Source organism: Dokdonella soli, from assembly GCF_039523175.1.
In the GTDB taxonomy this organism is placed as follows: domain Bacteria; phylum Pseudomonadota; class Gammaproteobacteria; order Xanthomonadales; family Rhodanobacteraceae; genus Dokdonella_A; species Dokdonella_A soli.
The window spans coordinates 431,123-451,088 of record NZ_BAAAEU010000001.1 but is presented as its reverse complement, the minus strand read 5'-3'; the positions used below and the strand labels follow the sequence as shown (position 1 = coordinate 451,088).

At 65.3% G+C, this 19,966-nt stretch carries 19 protein-coding genes; 9 read left to right on the top strand and 10 right to left on the bottom strand.

The window, feature by feature from the left end:
- Nucleotides 1-39: 39 nt before the first annotated feature.
- Entirely contained in the window at nt 40-312 is a 273-nt protein-coding gene (locus ABD002_RS02100; RefSeq protein ID WP_343786628.1) for a GlsB/YeaQ/YmgE family stress response membrane protein, read from the bottom strand.
- Between the two features lie 223 nt (nt 313-535).
- Here ABD002_RS02100 and ABD002_RS02095 point away from each other — a divergent pair, with 223 nt between their 5' ends.
- The 4 genes from ABD002_RS02095 to ABD002_RS02080 all read left to right on the top strand — a co-directional run bounded on the left by ABD002_RS02095 (nt 536) and on the right by ABD002_RS02080 (nt 5,390).
- Entirely contained in the window at nt 536-1,732 is a 1,197-nt protein-coding gene (locus tag ABD002_RS02095; RefSeq protein ID WP_343786625.1) for a pyridoxal phosphate-dependent aminotransferase, read from the top strand.
- A 2-nt stretch (nt 1,733-1,734) separates the two neighbouring features.
- Entirely contained in the window at nt 1,735-2,106 is a 372-nt protein-coding gene (locus ABD002_RS02090; RefSeq protein WP_343786744.1) for a glutaredoxin family protein, read from the top strand.
- Nucleotides 2,107-2,138: 32 nt separating this feature from the next.
- Complete coding sequence (locus ABD002_RS02085) at nt 2,139-3,125, top strand: malate dehydrogenase (RefSeq protein ID WP_343786623.1); 987 nt, start codon at nt 2,139-2,141, stop codon at nt 3,123-3,125.
- 195 nt (nt 3,126-3,320) lie between these two features.
- On the top strand, nt 3,321-5,390 hold the full coding sequence (locus tag ABD002_RS02080; RefSeq protein WP_343786621.1) for a S46 family peptidase: 2,070 nt from the start codon (nt 3,321-3,323) through the stop codon (nt 5,388-5,390).
- Between the two features lie 91 nt (nt 5,391-5,481).
- On the opposite strand, the gene ABD002_RS02075 is transcribed toward ABD002_RS02080, so the two are convergent.
- From ABD002_RS02075 to ABD002_RS02050, 6 genes are all read right to left on the bottom strand, one after another.
- Nucleotides 5,482-6,594: an ABC transporter permease gene (locus ABD002_RS02075; protein ID WP_343786619.1), complete on the bottom strand. Its 1,113-nt coding sequence runs from the start codon at nt 6,592-6,594 to the stop codon at nt 5,482-5,484.
- Entirely contained in the window at nt 6,591-7,544 is a 954-nt protein-coding gene (locus ABD002_RS02070; RefSeq protein WP_379988242.1) for an ABC transporter ATP-binding protein, read from the bottom strand. The genes ABD002_RS02075 and ABD002_RS02070 overlap by 4 nt, the downstream gene beginning before the upstream one ends.
- A gap of 36 nt (nt 7,545-7,580) precedes the next feature.
- Nucleotides 7,581-8,576 (bottom strand): HlyD family secretion protein, encoded by a 996-nt coding sequence (locus ABD002_RS02065; RefSeq protein ID WP_343786617.1) that lies wholly within the window; start codon nt 8,574-8,576, stop codon nt 7,581-7,583.
- Nucleotides 8,569-9,225 (bottom strand): TetR/AcrR family transcriptional regulator, encoded by a 657-nt coding sequence (locus tag ABD002_RS02060; RefSeq protein WP_343786615.1) that lies wholly within the window; start codon nt 9,223-9,225, stop codon nt 8,569-8,571. Before ABD002_RS02060 ends, ABD002_RS02065 begins: the two co-directional genes overlap by 8 nt.
- A 438-nt stretch (nt 9,226-9,663) precedes the next feature.
- Nucleotides 9,664-9,831: a hypothetical protein gene (locus ABD002_RS02055; protein WP_343786613.1), complete on the bottom strand. Its 168-nt coding sequence runs from the start codon at nt 9,829-9,831 to the stop codon at nt 9,664-9,666.
- A 151-nt stretch (nt 9,832-9,982) separates the two neighbouring features.
- Nucleotides 9,983-10,168: a hypothetical protein gene (locus ABD002_RS02050; RefSeq protein WP_343786611.1), complete on the bottom strand. Its 186-nt coding sequence runs from the start codon at nt 10,166-10,168 to the stop codon at nt 9,983-9,985.
- 802 nt (nt 10,169-10,970) lie between these two features.
- On the opposite strand from ABD002_RS02050, the gene prpB reads away from it, so the two are divergent.
- The 4 genes from prpB (at nt 10,971) to ABD002_RS02030 (ending at nt 14,739) form a co-directional block, all read left to right on the top strand.
- Nucleotides 10,971-11,864: a methylisocitrate lyase gene (gene prpB / locus ABD002_RS02045; protein ID WP_343786609.1), complete on the top strand. Its 894-nt coding sequence runs from the start codon at nt 10,971-10,973 to the stop codon at nt 11,862-11,864.
- A 4-nt stretch (nt 11,865-11,868) separates the two neighbouring features.
- Nucleotides 11,869-12,441: a hypothetical protein gene (locus tag ABD002_RS02040; RefSeq protein ID WP_343786607.1), complete on the top strand. Its 573-nt coding sequence runs from the start codon at nt 11,869-11,871 to the stop codon at nt 12,439-12,441.
- Between the two features lie 77 nt (nt 12,442-12,518).
- Nucleotides 12,519-13,673 carry a bifunctional 2-methylcitrate synthase/citrate synthase gene (gene prpC / locus ABD002_RS02035; RefSeq protein WP_343786605.1) on the top strand — a complete coding sequence of 385 codons (1,155 nt, stop codon included), beginning with the start codon at nt 12,519-12,521 and terminating at the stop codon, nt 13,671-13,673.
- Between the two features lie 106 nt (nt 13,674-13,779).
- Nucleotides 13,780-14,739 carry a hypothetical protein gene (locus tag ABD002_RS02030; protein WP_343786603.1) on the top strand — a complete coding sequence of 320 codons (960 nt, stop codon included), beginning with the start codon at nt 13,780-13,782 and terminating at the stop codon, nt 14,737-14,739.
- 31 nt (nt 14,740-14,770) lie between these two features.
- Here ABD002_RS02030 and ABD002_RS02025 read toward each other — a convergent pair whose 3' ends face one another.
- On the bottom strand, nt 14,771-15,382 hold the full coding sequence (locus ABD002_RS02025) for a glutathione S-transferase family protein (protein ID WP_343786601.1): 612 nt from the start codon (nt 15,380-15,382) through the stop codon (nt 14,771-14,773).
- Between the two features lie 421 nt (nt 15,383-15,803).
- Here ABD002_RS02025 and ABD002_RS02020 point away from each other — a divergent pair, with 421 nt between their 5' ends.
- Nucleotides 15,804-16,526 (top strand): hypothetical protein, encoded by a 723-nt coding sequence (locus ABD002_RS02020; protein ID WP_343786599.1) that lies wholly within the window; start codon nt 15,804-15,806, stop codon nt 16,524-16,526.
- A 32-nt stretch (nt 16,527-16,558) separates the two neighbouring features.
- On the opposite strand, the gene ABD002_RS02015 is transcribed toward ABD002_RS02020, so the two are convergent.
- Both ABD002_RS02015 and ABD002_RS02010 read right to left on the bottom strand, forming a co-directional pair.
- On the bottom strand, nt 16,559-18,580 hold the full coding sequence (locus ABD002_RS02015) for an oxidoreductase (protein WP_343786597.1): 2,022 nt from the start codon (nt 18,578-18,580) through the stop codon (nt 16,559-16,561).
- 68 nt (nt 18,581-18,648) lie between these two features.
- Nucleotides 18,649-19,944 (bottom strand): PP2C family protein-serine/threonine phosphatase, encoded by a 1,296-nt coding sequence (locus ABD002_RS02010; protein ID WP_343786595.1) that lies wholly within the window; start codon nt 19,942-19,944, stop codon nt 18,649-18,651.
- Nucleotides 19,945-19,966: the final 22 nt, after the last annotated feature.

Here is a 19,966-nt window from a genome sequence, read left to right as displayed (position 1 = left end):
GGCGCCGGATGATCAAATCCGGCGCCGGTGCCGTTGGGCCTAGGTGCCGCGACGTCGAATGAGGTGATAGACCACGAGCACGATGATCGCGCCGATCACCGAGCCGATGAAGCCAGCGGTATGGCCGGGCTGGTACCAACCGATCATCTTGCCGAGCCAGGTCGCCACGAACGAGCCGACGATGCCCAGGATCGCCGTGATGATGAAGCCGCCGGGGTCGCGGCCGGGCGTCAGGAATTTCGCGATGACGCCGACGATCAGGCCGATGATGAAGACCATGAAGAGGTTGTGCGTACCGCCGAATACTTCCATTGCCGATCTCCTGTGCGTGTGAATGCGAAGGGGTGACGCGGGGGATATTCTGGCGCGATCGAAATTCTGCGTGCATCCTGCATGGCTATCGTTGCAGAAGTTTGCGCGCATGTCTGCGCACGTGCGAGTGGGGGCGATCAGCGGGTGATGGCGGAGGCGGCCGGAAAATCCGCTGTGGTAAACTTTCCCGTCTTCGCAACACCTTTTCCGCACGAGGATTTCCATGCTGACTCTCGCCGCGCGCATGAGCCGCGCCAAGCCCAGCGCGATCATGGCCGTGGCCGACAAGGCCAAGCAGCTCAAGGCCGAAGGCCGCGACATCATCAGTTTCTCGATCGGCGTACCGAATTTCCTGCCCGGCGAGCACGTCTACACGGCGGTGCGCGACGCGCTGACGAAGGACAGCGGCCAGTACGGTTCGAACCGCGGCGCGGACGCGCTGCTCGATGCGTTCCTGAAGCATCTCGAAGGCACCGGCCTCAGCGGCTACACGCGCAAGAACGTCGCGACCGGCATCGGCGCGAAGCACGTGCTCTACAACCTCGCCGAGGCGCTGCTCGATCCGGGCGACACGATCGCGTTCCCGGTGCCGTACTGGACCACCTACGTCGACATCGCCGAGATCGTCGACGCGAAGATGCGCCTGATGCCGTGCCCGGCCAGCCAGAACTACAAGCTGACCCCGGCCCAGCTCGATGCGGCGCTGCCGGGTGTCAAGGTGTTCCTGTTCAACAATCCGTCGAACCCGACCGGCATGGTCTACACGAAGGACGAGATCGCCGCGCTGGCGGACGTGCTCGTGAAGCATCCGGATGTCTGGGTCATCTGCGACGACATCTACAACCGCATGGTGTTCGACGGCGTCGGCTACCACAACTTCGTGAACGCGCGGCCGGAATTGCGCGACCGCGTGATCCACGTCGACTCGATCTCCAAGACCTACGGCATGCCGGGTTGGCGCGTCGGCTTCATCGCCGGTCCCGAGAAGGTTGCGCAGGCGTTCGTCACGTTGAACTCGAACCACATCACGAATGTGCCCGAGATCGTCACCGCGGCCGCGGTCGCGGCGCTGAGCGGTCCTCAGGACGTGCCGACGCAGAAATGCGCCGAGTTCCAGGCCAAGCGCGACCAGGTGCTGGCGACGATGCAGGCGATTCCCGGCGTCGTCTGTCCGCGCCCGCAAGGCGCGTTCTACGTGTTCCCGGACATTTCCTGCGCATTTGGCAAGAGCCACCACGGTGTGAAGATCGCGAACGACGTCGACTTCTGCAGCGCGCTGCTGGAAGCGAAAGGCGTGGCTTGCGTGCCGGGTTCCGCGTTCGGCGATCCGAAGGCGCTGCGCATCTCCTACACCTGTCCGACTGCGCAGCTGCCGGAAGGGTTGAAGCGCTTCCGCGAGTTCTTCGCCGAACTGGCGTGAGCATGCTGCGTCGCCTGCTGCCCGCGCTGTCGATCGCACTCGCGTTCGCGGCGCTGGCGGCGTGCACGCGGGCGCCGTCGGTCGACCAGACCACGCTGCGCACCATCGTCGGCAACGAGCCGGTCGTCCTGCTGTCGGCCTCATGGTGCGGCTATTGCCGCAAGTTGCGCACTGACCTGAAACAGTGGGGCGTGCACTACCGTGAGTACGATATCGAGAACAGCACGGCGGGCACGCGTGCGTTCGCACTGCTCAAGGGCAGTGGCGTTCCGATCCTGCTGGTTGGCGAGCGGCGCTTCCATGGTTATGTGCCACGCCAGATCCACACATCCCTGCGCGATGCCGGCCTGGCGCCGGCTTCCGCTGCGCGCTGACTCCTGTTGAAAATCCTGCGAGGTTGAAAACGATGAAAGCTCCCGTCCGTGTTGCCGTGACCGGCGCTGCCGGCCAGATCGGTTACGCCCTGCTGTTCCGCATCGCCGCCGGCGACATGCTCGGGCCTGACCAGCCGGTGATCCTGCACCTGCTCGAGATCACGCCCGCGCTGCCCGCGCTGAACGGCGTCGTCATGGAACTCAACGACTGCGCGTTCCCAACCTTGGCCGGCGTCGTCGCGACCGACGACGTCAACGTCGCGTTCAAGGACGTCGACTACGCGCTGCTGGTCGGCGCGCGCCCGCGCGGCCCAGGCATGGAGCGCAAGGACCTGCTCGAGGCGAACGGTGCGATCTTCGCGCCGCAGGGCAAGGCGCTGAACGATCACGCCAAGCGCGACGTGAAGGTGCTGGTGGTCGGCAATCCGGCCAACACGAATGCGCTGATCGCGCAGCAGAATGCGCCGGATCTCGATCCGAACTGCTTCACCGCGATGGTGCGCCTCGACCACAATCGCGCGCTGTCGCAGCTCGCCGAGAAGACCGGTGCGCACACGACCGACATCAAGCGCATGACGATCTGGGGCAACCACAGTTCGACGCAGTACCCGGATATCCATCATGCGACGGTCAACGGCAAGGCCGCGACCGGGCTGGTCGATCAGGCCTGGTACAAGGACACGTTCATCCCGACCGTGCAGCAGCGCGGAGCGGCGATCATCAAGGCGCGCGGCGCGTCGTCGGCGGCGTCGGCCGCGTCGGCCGCGATCGACCACATGCACTTCTGGGCGCGCGGTACTGCCGAGGGTGACTGGGTCTCGATGGGCATTCCGTCCGATGGCTCGTACGGCATCAAGCCGGGCGTGATCTACGGCTACCCGGTCACCGTGAAGAACGGCAAGTACACGATCGTGCAAGGCCTCGAGATCAACGCGTTCTCGCGCGAGCGCATGGACGCGACCGACAAGGAACTGCGCGAGGAGCGCGCCGGCGTCGAGCATCTGTTCGCCAAGCGCTGAGGCTCAGTCCCGCGCCTCGACACGTTGTCGGGGCGCGATGACTTTCTTTCGTCATTCCGGCGCACGCCGGAATCCAGTTCCTTCGTTCGAACACCAGGACACTGCATCCGGCTTGACCAGCCCTGCGGCTGTTGAAAGCGGCCGGCATGACGAATAGTTGAAGTGTTTTCTGGATTGAAAGCCCAAGGAATCCCAATGTCGAAGATCGCAGTCGCTCTTTTGCTCGCCATCGCCACCAGCGCCAGCGCCCTTGCCGGCGAAGGCATGTGGACGCCGGACAACCTGCCGAAGACGCAGATCCAGGCGCAATACGGCTTCACGCCGGATGCCAGGTGGACCGAACGCGTGCAGAAGGCCGCGCTGCGCCTCGCCGGCGGCTGCTCCGGCTTGTTCGTGTCGCCGAATGGTCTCGTGCTGACCAACCACCATTGCGTGAATTCCTGCGTGCAGCAGCTCTCGACTGCCGACAGGGACTTCATCAAGACCGGCTTCCTCGCGAAGGAGGAAAAGGACGAGATCAAGTGTCCGGAGATCGAGCTGAACCGGCTCGACCAGATCAGCCACGTCACCGCACGCGTGAAGAAGGCGACCGAAGGCAAGGCCGGCGAGGACTACAGCAAGGCCGAGAAGGCGGTGAAGTCCGACATCGAGAAGGAATGCGTCGGCAAGGACAGCGAGCGCACGCGTTGCGACGTCGTCGACCTCTATCACGGCGGCGTCTATGATCTGTACAAGTACCACCGCTACCAGGACGTGCGTCTGGTGTTCGCGCCGGAACTCGAGATGGCGTTCTTCGGCGGCGACCCGGACAACTTCAACTTCCCGCGCTACGACCTCGACATGGGCGTGCTGCGCGCCTACGAGAGCGGCAAGCCGGCCAAGGTCGCCGACTACTTTCCGTTCTCGAAGAACGGCGCGGATGCGGGCGAGATGACCGTGATCGTCGGCAACCCCGGCGGCACCGATCGCCAGCTCACGATCGCCGAACTCGAATCGACGCGCGACGTCGACCTGATCCCGACCCTGTTCCTGCTTGCCGAACGCCGCGGCCTGACCGAGCAGTTCCGCAGCGGGAGCGATGAGCACTGGCGCATCGCACAGAGCGACCTGTTCGGCATCGAGAATTCGTACAAGGCACTGCGTGGAAGGCTCGAAGCGCTGCAGGATCCGACCGTGTTCGAACTCAAGCGCAAGCAGGAAGCCGAGCTGCGCGACTTCGTGAATGCCGATCCGGCGCGCAAGGCGAAGTACGGCGCGGCCTGGGACGAGATCGCCAAGGCGAATGGTGCTTACCGCAATATCGAGGCGCAGTACAAGTTCATCGAGTATGGCCGCGGTTTCTCGTCGAAGTATTTCGACTACGCCCGCGCGCTGGTGCGCGGCGCGGCGGAGCGCGGCAAGCCGAACGCGGAGCGTTTGCGCGAGTTCACCGATTCGAAACTCCCCAGCGTGACGCAGCGCCTGTTCTCGACCGCGCCGGTCTATCCGGATTACGAGAAGGTCAAGCTCGCCTGGTCGCTGACCAAGTTGCGTGAGTGGCTCGGTGCTGACGATGCGTTCGTGAAACAGGTGCTCGGCAAGGAATCGCCGGAGGCGCTGGCGAAGCGGCTGATCGACGGCACCAAGCTCGGTGACCCGGCCATCCGCAAGGCGCTCTGGGAAGGTGGTGCGGACGCGGTCGCGAAGTCCGACGACCCGTTCATCGTGCTCGCGCGCAGTGTCGATCCCGAGGCGCGCGCGGTCCGCAAGCGTTATGAGAACGAAGTCGAGTCGGTCGTCGACAAGAATTCCGAGCTGATCGCCGCGGCGCGCTTCGAGAAATACGGCACCAGCGTCTATCCGGACGCGACCTTCACCGAGCGCTTCTCGTTCGGCGCGGTCAAGGGCTGGGACGAGAAGGGCGTGGCGGTGCAGCCGTTCACCGACATCGGCGGCGCGTTCGTGCACGCGACCGGTTCATATCCGTTCGCACTGCCCAAGTCGTGGCTTGCCGCGAAGGACTCGCTGAACCTGAAGCAGCGCCTGAACTTCGTCAGCACCAACGACATCATCGGCGGCAACTCCGGCAGCCCGGTGATCAACCGCAACGCCGAGGTCGTCGGCCTCGTCTTCGACGGCAACATCCACTCGCTCGGCGGCGACTACTGGTACGACGAGCGCCTCAATCGCGCGGTATCCGTGCACAGTGGCGCGATCCTCGAAGCACTGCGCAAGGTCTATCACGCCGACCGCCTCGCCGACGAGATCGAGGCTGCGCGCAAGTAACACCAGGCCGACGATCTCGCGCCGCGCGGCCATCGCAAATAGGCCCTCTCTCCACAGGGAGAGAGGGCGGTTCCTCATCGCCTTCGGCTGCTCAATCCAGTGTCTTGCGGAAGCGCCGTAGCGCGATGGCGAGCATCACCGTGATGAAGACGGCGAGCGCGGCGATCTCGTGCCACATCTCGCCGAGGTGCGCTTCGCGCAACATGATGCCGCGAATGAGCCGCAGGAAATGAGTCAGCGGAAATACTTCCGCAAGCCACTGCGCGGGCCGCGGCATGCCGTCGTAAGGGAACATGAAGCCGGACAGCAGGATCTGCGGCAGGAACGTGAAGAACGCCATCTGCATCGCCTGGAACTGGCTGTTCGCCAAGGTGGAGATGAACACGCCGAGCGTGAGCATCGCCCCGATGTAGACCAGCGCGGCGAGGTAGACATCGAGGATCGACCCGCGCACCGGCACTCCGAACACGAACTCGCCGAGCAGCAGGATCAGCGTGACCTGTATGAGGCCGATGCCGATATAGGGCAGCACCTTGCCGATGGTCAGCTCGAACGGCGAGAGCGGCGTCGCGATCAGCATCTCCATGTTGCCGCGCTCGCGTTCGCGCACGATCGCCATTGCAGTGAAGATCACCATCGTCATCGCGAGGATCACGCCGATCAGGCCGGGCACGGTGTTCACCGGCGCGCGCCGTTGCGGATTGTAGAGATTCACGATCTCCACGCCGGGCACGGCCTGGGCGCCCGGCGGACTCTCCGCGGAACCGTAGCCGAGCGTCGCCAGAGGAAAGCTGCCGAGCTGGCGCGCCGCGGCCTGCACCGACTGGTCCGAGCCGTCGACCACGACCTGCCACGCAGGGCGATCCGGTCGCGCCAGACGCGTCTCGAAGTCGGGTGGGATTACGATGGCCGCGTTGATCGTGCCGCGCCGCATCTGTTCGTCGATCTGCTGCGGCGCGTTCAATCGATAGCGGAAATCGAGCACCTGCGAAGACGCGAGTTCGGCAACGAGCTCACGCGAATGCGCGGTGTTCGCCTGGTCGAGCACAGCGGCCGGCAGATGACGGATGTCGAGATTGATCGCGAAGCCGAACAGCAGCAGCTGCAGTGTCGGAATGCCGACGATCATCGCGAACGTCAGCCGGTCGCGGGCGAGTTGGACCAGCTCCTTGCGCACCACGGCGAGCAGGCGTGCGAATTTCATGTGGCGTCCTCCGTGGATTGCCCATGCGCGCGGGTCGCGGCGACGAATACGTCTTCCAGGTTCGCGGCCACCGTTTCGACAAGGGCGCTTGCGTCGATCGCGCGCACGCGCTCGCGCAGCCAGTCGATACCGTCGCGGCGGTCGGTGAGCACGCGCAGGCTGCTGCCGATCTGCGCGACGCCGAGCACGTGCGTCTCGGCCGCCAGCGCACGCTGCACGCGGCGCGTTTCCGCGCACTGCACCTGCAGGGTCGAGCCCGGCAGATTCGCCATCAGTTCCTGCGGACTGCCGTCGGCGACCAGGCGGCCGTGATCGAGGATCGCCAGGCGATGACAGCGCTCGGCCTCGTCCATGTAGTGCGTCGACACCAGCAGCGTCGTGCCGGCCTCGGCCAGGTCGAACAGCGCATCCCAGAAATCGCGGCGCGACTGCGGATCGACCGCGCTGGTCGGCTCGTCGAGCAGCAGAAGTTCGGGTTCGTGCATCACCGCGCCGGCGAGCGCAAGGCGCTGCTTCTGGCCGCCGGACATCGTGCCGGCGAGCTGGCGTCGAAGATCGCCCAGGCGGTAGCGTTCGAGCATCGCGTCGAGGCGCCGGCGCGCCTGCGCGCCGCGCAGACCATGCACCGCAGCGAGAAATTCGAGGTTCTCGTGGACGCTGAGATCGTCGTACAGCGAGAACTTCTGTGTCATGTAGCCGATCGAACGCTTGACCGTTTCGGCGTCGCGCGGCAGCGGGTGGCCGAGCACGCGGATGTCGCCCGCGCTCGGCGCCAGCAAGCCGCACAGCATGCGGATCGTCGTCGATTTGCCGCTGCCATTCGGCCCCAGGAAACCATGGACTTCGGCGCGACGCACGTCGAGGTCGAGGCCATCGACAGCAACGAGATCACCGAAGCGCTTGGTCAGCCCGCGTGCGGTAATGACCGCGCCGTTGTCGTGTGCGTTCACAGTGATGGTCCCGTTGCATGCACGCGGCGGCTGCGGTCAGCTGCCATGGTTCTGGCACTCCGCTTGCGCCGGCAGTCCGGCCGGCAGTTTCTTCGCGGCGTCACCGTCGAGCACGAGTTCGGCGCGGTAGGCGAGCCGGCTCGCATCGTCCCCGGTCAATGCGTAGTACGGAGTGAATGCCGGGTCGGAACGCACGCTGCGGATCGCTGCGGAGAAGCCATCGGCAACGCCCTGCACGGTCACGTGGCAGCGTCCGCCCGGCGCCAGGCGCGCGCGCTGGCTCGCCGGCACGTAGATGCGCGCATAGGGTGCAGCGCCGGAAAGCAGGCTGACCACGGTCGCGCCGAGTGGCGGCTGGTCGCCGAGCTTGAACGGCAGCGCGTCGATCCGGCCGTCGCGTGGCGCACGCACGTCCAGTCGCGCGCGCGTCAGTGCCAGGCGCTGCGCGTTTGCCTGCGCGGAGGCGAGCGCGGCTTCTGCTTGCTGGATGTCCTCGATGCGCGTGCCGTTGAGCAGCTGGGCGAGATTCGCGCGCGCGGTGTTCGCTTGCGACGTGGATGTGCGCAACGCAGTTTCGGCATTGTCGAGATCGGCCTGGGCGATCAGGCCGCGCTTGCGGATCTCGGCGAGGCGGTCGCGCTCCCGGCGCGCATTCGCCTGCGTCGACTCGGCGCCGGCCAGCGTCGCGCGAGCAGCATCGATCGTTTCGATGCGCGTGCCATGGCGCAATTCGGCGAGCGCGGCTTCGGCCTTGTGCACATCGGCCGTGGACTGCATCAACTGCGCGTCGGTACGGTGCGGATCGAGTTCCAGGATCAGATCGCCCGCATGAACGTCGTCGCCTTCGGCGACCGCGATGCGCAGGATCGGTTCGGAGACTTCGGCGGCGACGCCGATGCGCTCCCATTCCAAGGTGCCCAGCAGTGGCGGCGGCGCTTGCCGCGCACAGCCGGCCATGAGCAGGGCCAGGGCGGGCAACACGAGATGGCGCGTATACCGGATGCCGGAAGGAAGGCGTGTGCGGTCATTCATGGTCGATCTCCAGTCCGCGTTCGAGCAGTGCGAGGGTGTGTCGTGCCAAGTCCTCGGGGCCGATGTCGTCGGCATCGAAGATGCGCGTCCAGATCGAACGCGCCGCCAGTGGAAACATGGTCAGGCCGATCAGCGACACCACCAGCAGGCGAGGGTCGAGGTCGCGATTGATCGCGCCGCGCGCCTGCGCTTGCGCGATCGCCTGGCTGATCAGCGGCGCGAGTGGTTTGGCGACGCGCCCGATCAGGCGGTCGCGCAACAGTCCGCCTTCGCTGAGCACTTCGCGCAGCCACAGTGGCGGTACCCAGGGATTGGCGGTCAGCACGTCGAGCAGGCCGCGCACGAAATCGCCGATCTGCCTCACCGGATCGTCGGCGTGAGTGAGCAGGCCAACGCGCAGCGTGCCGAGCAGCGGCACGAAGCGTTCCTCGAGCAGTGCATCGAGCAGTTGCTCGCGGGTGCCGAAGTAGTAGTGCAGCAGCGCGGGCGTGACGCGAGCCTGACGCGCGATCGCATTCAGCGGCGTCGCGGCGATGCCCTGCTTGGCGAACAGTTTGATTGCGACGTCGAGCAGGCGCTCACGCTGGTCACCGCGCGCGTTCGGTGGACGTCCGGGCGTGCGGCTGCGCGAGGAAATGGATCGGGCCATGCGCACAATATAATTAACTGAACAATTAATTAAAAGCCCAGTGCGCGGAGTCCGATGGAGCCATTCGCCCCGAGGGATCGACTGCGCGCGCCGGAGCGCGCGAACGGCGGCAAAACGGCAGGATGGCCGTTTTGCACAGCGAAGCTGCCCGAAGGGCGAAGCGCAGGGATGCGTTGAATGCACCCGGCCCGAAAAGCGAGCGGCAGGATGCCGTGAGTCACGGCGACCCGCGCGGTGTCGAGCCGTTCGTGTTTCGATACGCCGCAGGCGTACCCTGCCCTGAGCTTTTCGAAGAATCAGCACGAACGGGTGTGGGTGTGCGGCGGGCCGGACGAGCGTGCGAGGGGAATCGCGTGCCACATCGGACGGGCCTTGTTCCTTTTCAGCCGCGTTGAGCCGCTCCGTCCATCCGAAGCCCCTAGCTTTGCCTGGGGATACTTACCGCCAGTGGCCGCCTACCCACACCGTGCCATACGGCCCGCCCCAATGACCGGGCACCCAGGCGCTGGCGGCATAGGGCCGCGCCGGCACGAACACGCAGCCGCTGGCGAACAGCGGCCCGACAAGCGCGGCGGCGATCAACAACGCTTTGGTGAAATGTTTCATCGTCGGTCCTCTTTGCGGAGAAGGGGTACGCCGACGGAAACGTCTGGAACGGATATGCGTTGACCGCGCATGCCACGCCATGCGGCATGCGTTCAGTCGATGGAGCCCGCGTCACTCGTACGCGCTGAAGTCGCCAGCCGGAACGCGCGAATCAGCGCATGTCTTCCGGCTTGCGCGGCGTGCACTTGAACGGTGGGGCAAAATCCTTAGCGGAAATCCCGTGCCGATCGATGCGCGTGACTTCCAGCGTGGACGTCGTGGTCTCTTCGCGGACTTTGTCGGTTGCGGTTCGCGTGACCGCGACGCGCTTGAGCGGTGCGCCCTTGATCGCGCTCATCGAGTCTGCGAGCTGGCGATCGAATGCGGCATTGCCGGTGCGCGGAGCGCTGCGCAGCCAGATGGCCCGCGCCCGGCAAGACGATCCGCGCGGACCAGCGATCGGCGCCGCCGGTGGATTTGTACATGATGCCGCCGACGCCGGTGTCGAACGGGTCCCCGGAGCCGAGATAGATCACGTCCGGCGTGCGCCCGAACGCGGCACCGCCGCCGCTGCTCGCATAGATCTGGTCGGTCTTGGGCACCCAGGTCGGCTTCTGTGCGCTGAAGTTCGTGGCCCTGGTGCCCGTGATCGACTCCATCGCAAGACGGGGTTGGCACCTTACGCCCTCAAAATGCAATGAAATTCACATTTTAAATGGTGCATTGCAGAAACTGGAGCCCGCCTGAAGCCGCGGCCGTCTGCATCTCAAGGATTGCAGCTATCCGGCCGCGATCCGTCCGGCACAGCAGCAGGCGTCATGCGTATTCCGACCCCAGGCTGGCGCGGCTGCCCGAGCGCACGAATCTCCAGCTGTTCCGGGGTGTCGTCGAGGTCGCCGAGGGGCGCGTTGCTCGATTTCGGCGCAAGGTGCTCCCCGCTCAGCGACCTGCATTGCTGCCCTGCGCATGCTGAAGATCGATTCGCATTCGTGACATGCGTTCGACGCCGATGCCGCATCAGTCGGTCGCCGCTGATGCCGGCGCGGCGCAATGACGCCACGCCGCCGCGTCATGCGATGCATGCTCGGCTTGAATCCATCCGGAAGGCCAGTGGCGAAGCGGCGGGATCGGCTAAAATCCCGAATCCGCCCGGAGGATCCATGAGTACGAACGCATCTCCCGGCGCGCGCTTTCGCGCCGCCGTCGCCGAAGAACACCCGCTGCAGGTGGTCGGCACGATCACCGCCTACGCCGCGCGGATGGCGCAGCGCACCGGATTCAAGGCGATCTACCTGTCCGGCGGCGGCGTCGCTGCGAATTCGCTGGGCATGCCGGATCTCGGCATCAGCACGATGGAAGACGTGCTGACCGACATCCGCCGCATCACCGACGTCTGCGACCTGCCGCTGCTGGTCGATGTGGACACCGGCTGGGGCGGCGCATTCAACATCGCGCGCACGGTGCGTTCGCTGATCAAGGCCGGCGCCGGCGCGCTGCATATCGAGGACCAGGTCGCGGCCAAGCGTTGCGGACATCGTCCAGGCAAGGCGATCGTGCCGAAGGACGAGATGGTCGATCGCATCAAGTCCGCGGTCGACGCGCGCCACGATCCAGGCTTCGTGATCATGGCGCGCACCGACGCGATCGCGGTGGAAGGCCTGGAGCCGGCGATCGAGCGTGCGATCGCCTGCGTCGAGGCCGGCGCCGACATGATCTTCCCCGAGGCGATCTACACGCTGGAGCAGTATCGCCAGTTCAAGGACGCGGTGAAGGCGCCGATCCTGGCGAACATCACCGAGTTCGGCCAGACGCCGCTGTTCACCACCGACGAGCTGAAATCCGCCGGCGTCGACATCGTGCTCTATTGCTGCGGCGCGTACCGTGCGATGAACAAGGCGGCGCTGAACTTCTACGAGACCGTGCGTCGCGACGGCACGCAGAAGGCCGCTGTGCCGACCATGCAGACACGCGCGGAGTTGTACGACTTCCTCGGTTACCACGCCTACGAGCAGAAGCTCGACGCGCTGTTCGCCGAAGGCAAGGCGGAAGACTGATTCGATGAGCGACGATCCTTTGTCGAATGCACTCGACGCTGCGCGTGGCGGGCGCAACTGGGATGCACTTGCGGCACTGATCGCGGCGATGATCGGCGTCATGGCACTGCTGGTTTCCGGCTATACCGCCTACATCCAGCGCCAGCAGGTACGCGCGCAGGTGTGGCCCTACCTGATGGCCGGCTGGGCGGATTTCGAGCAGTCGCGCATCGTGATCAACAAGGGCGTTGGCCCGGCGCAGGTGCGCAGTGTCGAGATGCTGGTCGACGGCAAGCCGCAACCGGACTGGCCGCACGTGATCGCGGCGCTCGGTCTTCCGGGCGACTTCAGCATGAACCAGTCGACCATCAATTCCACTGTCGTGTCGGCGGGCGAGAAGGTTGCGATCCTCAAGCTGGAGGACAAGGAGCAATACCGGAGGTTCCGCGCCGGTATCGAGCGCATGACGCTGCGCATCTGTTACTGCTCGACCCTCGGTGATTGCTGGATGCACGAGGACCACAGGCGGCGCGACCAGGGCGAGGAGCAAGTCGCCGAATGCCCGCGGCTGCCGGAGGATCGGGTCTTCAACGAATGACGCGGTCCGATGGATCGTGAGACACATGCGGGCGATCATGCATGCGATCGTGCGCCGATTGAATATGGAGAAACGAAGTGAGCGACAACGCAACCGCGGTTCCTTTCAAGCCCAAGAAATCCGTCGCGCTGTCTGGCGTCGCGGCCGGCAACACGGCGTTGTGCACGGTCGGCCGCAGCGGCAACGACCTGCACTACCGTGGCTACGACATCCTCGATGTCGCGACCACCTGTGAGTTCGAGGAGATCGCGCACCTGCTCGTGCACGGCAAACTCCCGAACCGCGCGGAACTCACCGGCTACAAGACCAAGCTGAAGTCGCTGCGCGGTATTCCGGCCGCGGTGAAGGCCGTGCTCGAACAGCTGCCCGCATCCGCGCATCCGATGGACGTGATGCGTAGCGCGGTATCCGCACTCGGCTGCTCGCTGCCAGAGAAGGACGATCACAACGCACCCGGTGCGCGCGACATCGCTGACCGGCTGATGGCCTCGCTCGGCTCGATCCTGCTGTACTGGCACCACTACAGCCACAACGGCAAGCGCATCGAGGTCGAAACCGACGACGACTCGATCGGCGGGCACTTCCTGCATCTCCTGCATGGCGAGAAGCCGAGCGAACTATGGGTGCGCGCGATGCACACGTCCCTGATCCTGTATGCTGAGCACGAGTTCAACGCGTCGACCTTTGCCGCGCGCGTGATCGCCGGCACCGGCAGCGACATGTACTCGGCGATCGCCGGCGCGATCGGCGCGCTGCGCGGCCCGAAGCACGGCGGCGCGAACGAGGTCGCGTTCGAGATCCAGAAGCGTTACGACACGCCGGACGAGGCCGCGGCCGACATCCGTGCGAGAGTCGAGCGCAAGGAAGTCGTGATCGGCTTCGGCCATCCGGTCTACACGGTCAGCGATCCGCGCAACAAGGTGATCAAGGAAGTCGCGCGCGAGCTGTCTGCGGCGCAGAAGAACATGAAGATGTTCGATATCGCCGAACGCCTCGAATCGACGATGTGGGAGATCAAGAAGATGTTCCCGAACCTCGACTGGTTCAGCGCGGTCAGCTACCACATGATGGGCGTGCCGACCGCGATGTTCACGCCGTTGTTCGTGATCTCGCGCACCTCCGGATGGAGTGCGCATGTGATCGAGCAGCGCATCGACGGCAAGATTATCCGTCCGAGCGCAAACTACATCGGTCCGGAAGACCTGAAGTTCGTGCCGATCGACCAGCGCTGAACTCGGGCTTCGTCGTCCCGGCGCAGGCCGGGACCCAGGGTCTGGTCCCCCGAAAGGAACGGGATCCCGGCTTTCGCCGGGATGACGAGCAAGAAAAGCCGCGCCGTTGCGCGGCTTTTTCGTTCCCGGAATCGCTGCAACGCTATACGACGCCGCTTCGTCCTCGTCCACAAGGCTCCACGCACTTGGTGTCGGACAACCTTGGGAGATGGATATGAATAAGGGTCGCGCCTCGTTTCTGTCGGCTTCTTTCGTTGCGTTCCTCGTTGCCGCAAGCCTGGCCTCCACGGCCCACGCCGCCGATAGCGCAGCGGGCATCTACAAGGGTTCCTATGCCAGCTACGCTCCCGGCGGGGACTATGGCGCCGTCACCATCGTGATCAACGATCAAGGTGGAACCGTTTGTGACTTCTACAGCACGCCGAACGGATACGGCGCCATCACGACCGGCGGTTCGGTAACTTCGACGGCACCCTTCCTGGGCCTCACCTGTGCAAATTCGGGACTCAACAACGGCGGAGCCTGGTACGCCACATCGAATTCGCCCAGCGTTGCCGGCGGCTCGGTATCCGGAACATGGACAAGGGTCGTGGGTCCGATAACCAATTCACCAACCGGTTCGTTCGAGGCGACCTATGTCTCCGGTCTTGCCGCGATCAATCCGGCCGCGATGGCGGGCTCGTGGTTCGAGCCTGGGGTGTTGGGCATCTTCAATTTCCTGCCTGCGAACGCGGGTTTGGTCGTTACCTACATCGGTGTGAACACGGTTAGAGCCACCACTACGACCGGTCAACCGATCGGCCCCGCGTTGGGCAGCCCGCTGTGGCTTGTCTCCGAGGTTGGCCCGAAGACGATTCTTCCCGGCACTCCGGTCAACTTGAAGATGTACAGCCCGGCCGCCCCCACGGCGGATCAACCTGTCCCATCGGGCGTTACGCCGTGGGGTTCGATCGCGATAACGTTCCTTGATTGCCACACCGCCGCTGCGACGCTGAGCGGACCGATCACATCGTTCGTGATGAATCTGCAGATACTCGCGGGTGTTGCCGGAGGGCCGGGCTGCTGAGAAAGGGTGCCTCGATCGGGATCTGCGGCGCTCAGTCCAGCCCTTCTTCCTTGAGCACCTTCTTCACCGCCGGATCGGCTTCCATGCGCGCGACGAACTTCGCGAGATGGTCGAAGCCGGTGAGATCCACATTGAGTGCCTTCGCCCAGCGCGACACGACATAGAGATACGGATCGGCGATCGAACGCGAGCCGGCCAGCCAGTCGCGGCCGGCGAGTTGCGCGTCCGCGCGACCGAACAATGTGCGCAGCGTGGACTTCGCGTGTTCCTTGGCCTTCTCGATAACCGCGGTGTCCTCGAGATAGTTGATCGCGCCGAACAGCGGCTTGAAGGTCGGATGCACGTCGGCATTGAGGAACGCGAGCCAGCGATTCACCTCGGCGCGACCCTTCGGCGTGCCGTCACCACCGAGCTTCGCCTCCGGATGGGTGTCGGCAAGGTAGTTCAGGATCGCCGCGTTCTGGGTCAGCACCCAACCATCCTGCTCGAACACCGGCACTGCACCGGCCGGATTGAGCTTCTTGAATTCCGGTGTGGCGCGTTCCTCGCGGCTGACTCGCTGCGCCTGGTACGGCTTGCCGATCCATTCCAGCACGATGTGGTCGCCGAGCGAGCAGGCGCCGGGTGTGTAGTAGAGCTTCATGGAATTCTCCGTAATGGGGTCGCGCAGTAGTGGCACCACACCTGCCGTGAATCAAGCCCTGGCGAGCAGGTCGTCGAACCGGCGTACGACGCGATGTCACCGGTGATCGAGTGTGGCGAGCTCGACGAGATCGCTGCGACGGAAGTCGCCCGACTCGGCAGGAGGCGTCGCGGAAAGCGCGAGAGGCAACCGCTCGGCGACAGGCCGCACCGGTTCGATGCGGAAGACTTGCTCAGCGTCGTTGTCGACATGTGCGCGCGCGGAGGAGCCGTCGCCACAGCGCAGGCGACGAGGGCCAGCGACAAGGCGAGCAAGGGCATGCGATACATGAAGGGATTCCTCGGCCAAGGCGTCGGCGCACGGCGGACGCATCGCGGCGCGCGGGTACAATCGTGCACCGCATCGCCATGACCTGCCAGGCATGAACGAACCCTATCGACCCGGAGCACGGCGAGCCGGTCTTCGCCTCTCCGGCATTTCGCTCGCAGCAAGCCTGCTCTTGTCCGCCTGCGCGCTCGAACCGACTCCGCCGACGGCCCAGGATCGCCTCGTTCGAACGCAAGTGCTGGCATTGATGCAGACCCTGAATGCGGATCTGCTCAGCCACGACAGCGCGACATCGACCCTGGAACGGTGGTGCGCAGCGCATCGCCTTGCCGAGCCAGCGCGCATCTTCGCGCGGCGCGTGCGCGGCGAAGAGAAACCCATTCCGAAAGAATTGCGTTCGCGCCTCGGGATCGATGACGGCGAACCGCTCGCCTACCGGCAAGTGCAGCTCGTCTGCGGCGAACATGTCCTGTCGGAAGCCGACAATTGGTACGTGCCGGCTCGCTTGAGCGCCGACATGAATCGGCGCCTCGACAGCAGCGACGAACCTTTCGGCAAAGTCGTCAAGGCGCTCGGTTTCCAACGCCGCACGCTCGCCGCGGACATGCTCTGGTCGCCGCTGCCGCCCGGCTGGGAGATGTCGGAGGCGGCAGGCGAGCAGGCGCGTCTGCGCATCCCGCATGCGCTGCTTCGTCATGAGGCGATCCTGTATACCTCGGCACAGCAGCCGTTCAGTGCAGTGGTCGAGACGTATACGAATCAGCTGCTCGACTTCGGACCGTGGAGAACTTATCTCGCTGCGCGCGCCGACCCTTGAGGCAAACAGGTGGCGCGGCACCCGGTGCCCGGTTACAGCGTCGCTGCCAACCGGGTTCCCTGAGCAATCGCACGCTTGGCATCCAACTCGGCGGCAACGTCCGCACCGCCGATCAGATGCGTGCTCGCACCACCGGCCGCTGCGACTTGCGAATGCAGCGCACGGTTCGGTTCCTGGCCGGCGCAGATCACGATCGTATCGACGGGAAGCGTTTGTGATTCCTCGCCGATGCGGATGTGCAGACCATCGTCGTCGATGCGCTCGTAGCTGACGCCGCCGAGCATCGTCACGCGCTTGGCGGCGAGCGTCGAGCGGTGCACCCATCCGGTCGTCTTGTTCAGGCGCCTGCCGGGCTTGCCCGACGTGCGTTGCAGCAGCCAGATCTGTCGCTCCGGTGCTTCCGGCGCTGCCTTGACCAGGCCGGCGCGCGCGGCCAGCGTCATGTCGACACCCCATTCGTGCGTCCAGCGCGCGACATCGGTACTTGGCGAGGGCGCGTTCTCGACCAGGAATTCGGCGACGTCGAAGCCGATGCCTCCGGCGCCGACGATCGCCACCTTCGGGCCCACCGCGGCGCGGCCGAGCAGGACATCGACATAGCTCAGCACGTTAGCGCGTTCGCTGCCGGGAATATTTGCAGCGCGCGGATGCACGCCAGTCGCGAACACGACCTCGTCGTACCGACCTTCCTGCAACAATGCGGGTGTGGCGTTCGTGGAAAGACGCAACTCGATGCCGGTCTGCCCGATGCGCCGCGTGAAATAGCGCAGCGTCTCGTGGAACTCCTCCTTGCCGGGAATCCGCTTGGCCATGTTGAACTGGCCGCCGATCTCGTGCGCCTGTTCGAACAAGGTGACCACATGACCGCGTTCAGCGAGCGTGGTCGCGCAGGCGAGTCCGGCTGGTCCCGAACCGACCACCGCGATGCGCTTCCTCGTGGTCGCGGGGCGGATCACGAGTTCGGTTTCGAAGCAGGCGCGCGGATTCACGAGGCAGCTCGCACGCTTCTTCTCGAACACGTGGTCGAGACAGGCCTGGTTGCAGGCGATGCAGGTGTTGATGTCGGCCGCGCGGTCGTCGCGGGCCTTCGCGACCCAGTCCGGATCGGCGAGCAGCGGGCGCGCCATCGAGACCATGTCGGCGTCGCCCTCGCTCAGGATGCGCTCGGCGACGTCCGGCATATTGATCCGATTCGTCGTGATCAGCGGAATTGCGACTTCCGCCTTCATGCGCCGCGTGACCCAGGCGAAGCCCGCGCGCGGCACGCTGGTCACGATGGTCGGGATGCGCGCCTCGTGCCAGCCGATGCCGGTGTTGATCAAGGTCGCGCCGGCGGCTTCGATCTTTTTCGCGAGCGAGACAATTTCGTCCCAGCTCTGACCGTGCTCGACGAGGTCGAGCATCGAAAGGCGGTAGATGATGATGAACTCGCGTCCGACTGCCGCGCGCATGCGCTTGACGATCTCAACCGGGAAGCGCTGGCGTTTGTCCACCGAACCGCCCCAGTCGTCGTCGCGGCGGTTCGTGCGTTCGGTCAGGAACTCGTTGATGAGGTAACCCTCCGAACCCATGACCTCGACACCGTCGTAGCCGGCGTCCTGCGCCTTGCGCGCGCAGTTCACGAAATCGCCGATCGTGCGTTCGACACCGCGCGCGCTGAGTGCGCGCGGCGTGAACGGCGTGATCGGCGCCTTGATCTTCGACGGCGCGACCGACAGCGGGTGATAGGCATAACGTCCGGCGTGCAGGATCTGCAGGCAGATGCGGCCGCCTTCCGCGTGTACCGCGCGCGTGACCTTGCGATGCGACGCGACCTGCCACGGCATCGACAACCGGCTCGCGAACGGCAACAGCCAGCCTTCGATGTTCGGCGAAAAGCCGCCGGTGACCATCAATCCGACGCCGCCGCGCGCGCGTTCGGCGAAATACGTGGCGAGCTTGTCGAAGTCGCGAGCGTGGTCCTCGAGACCGGTATGCATCGACCCCATCAGCACGCGGTTCGGCAGCGTGACGAAGCCAAGGTCGAGCGGGGCGAACAGATTCGGGTAGCGCACGTCGGGAATTCCGATTCAAACGATCGTATGAAGATGCCCGGAATATGCCGCCGCGACAAGCGGCCTGATCAATCCGTAATACGCAGCACGATCAAAGTCTGGTCATCGACGCCGAGCGGACTGCCCTGGTGCGCGATCACCTCGTCGCGCACCAGCGCCAGCAGCGCGGGCGGATCCGATGGGCCGCTGGCGACCAGCGCGCTGAGCCGCTCGCTGCCAAACGGTCGATGCGTGCGATCACGCGCTTCGACCACTCCATCCGTGTAAAGCACCAGTACGTCGCCGGATTCGACGTCGAACGTCTCGTTCTGCCAGACATGGTCGCGCAGGATGCCGAGCGGAATCTGGGTGCCGGCGCCGCGTAGTGTCACTGTGTTGCCGCGGCGATGCAGCAGTGGCGGGTGGCCGGCGTCGACATAGGTCGCGCGGCCAAGGTCTGGCCGGTAGAGCAAGGCGAACGCGGTCAGGAAATGCTGGCGCTGGCGGCGCGAGAAGAAGTAGCGGTTCGCATAGGTCAGCGCGCCGGCCGGGCCGCTTTCCTCGTCGCCCTGGTAGGTGCGCAGGATCGCGTCGAACTGCACGGCTTCCATCGCGGCAGCGGCACCGTGCCCCGATACATCGGCGAGCATCAGCGCCCAGATGTCGGCGCCATCGCGCGGGAAATCCGCGGGCGCGTACTGGGTCAACGACATCAGGTCGTAGTAGTCACCGGCCGCGGTCTCGGCGGGTTGCCAGTGCACGGCGTACTCGAGTCCGCGGATCACCGGGCCATCGGGCAGCAGAAGGCGCTGCACGTCCGCGATCCCTTCGATCACCTGGCGATGCCGCTTGCTCTCGTCGCGCAGCGCGCGGGTCGCCAGCGGGCGCACGATCAGGTTCGCCGCGAGATTCACTTCGAGCAGCAGCTCATCGAGATCCACGCGGTCGAACCGCCCGTGCAGGCTGCTGCCGAAAATCAGCCAGTGGTTGATCACGCCGGCGTTCACCACCGGGATGCCGAGCAGGGACGCGGGCGCGAGCAGCGCCTGCGCAAATGGCAGCGCAAAGTCGGTCGGCGCGACGCTGATCAGGTGTGGCGCGGTGTCGATAAACAGTTTGGCGGTCAGCGCATCGTCGAACAGTGGCAGCGTCGAGCGTTCGCCGAGTGGATCGACGTTCGGCACGTGTTCCACGCCGTCGGCGCCGATCAGTCCGGCGAGACGGCATTGCCCCGGTGCGAGGCCGCCGATCAGCACGAGCGCGAGTGCGCAGCCCGGAAATCGCTCCGCGAAATGCGCGTGCAGCGTGCGCAGTGCGAGAGCGGAATCACCGTCGAACGCGCTGAGCTGCAGGATACGTTCGACGGTTTGATGGAGTGCAGGCACGATGGAAACGGGTCGCGGGGGT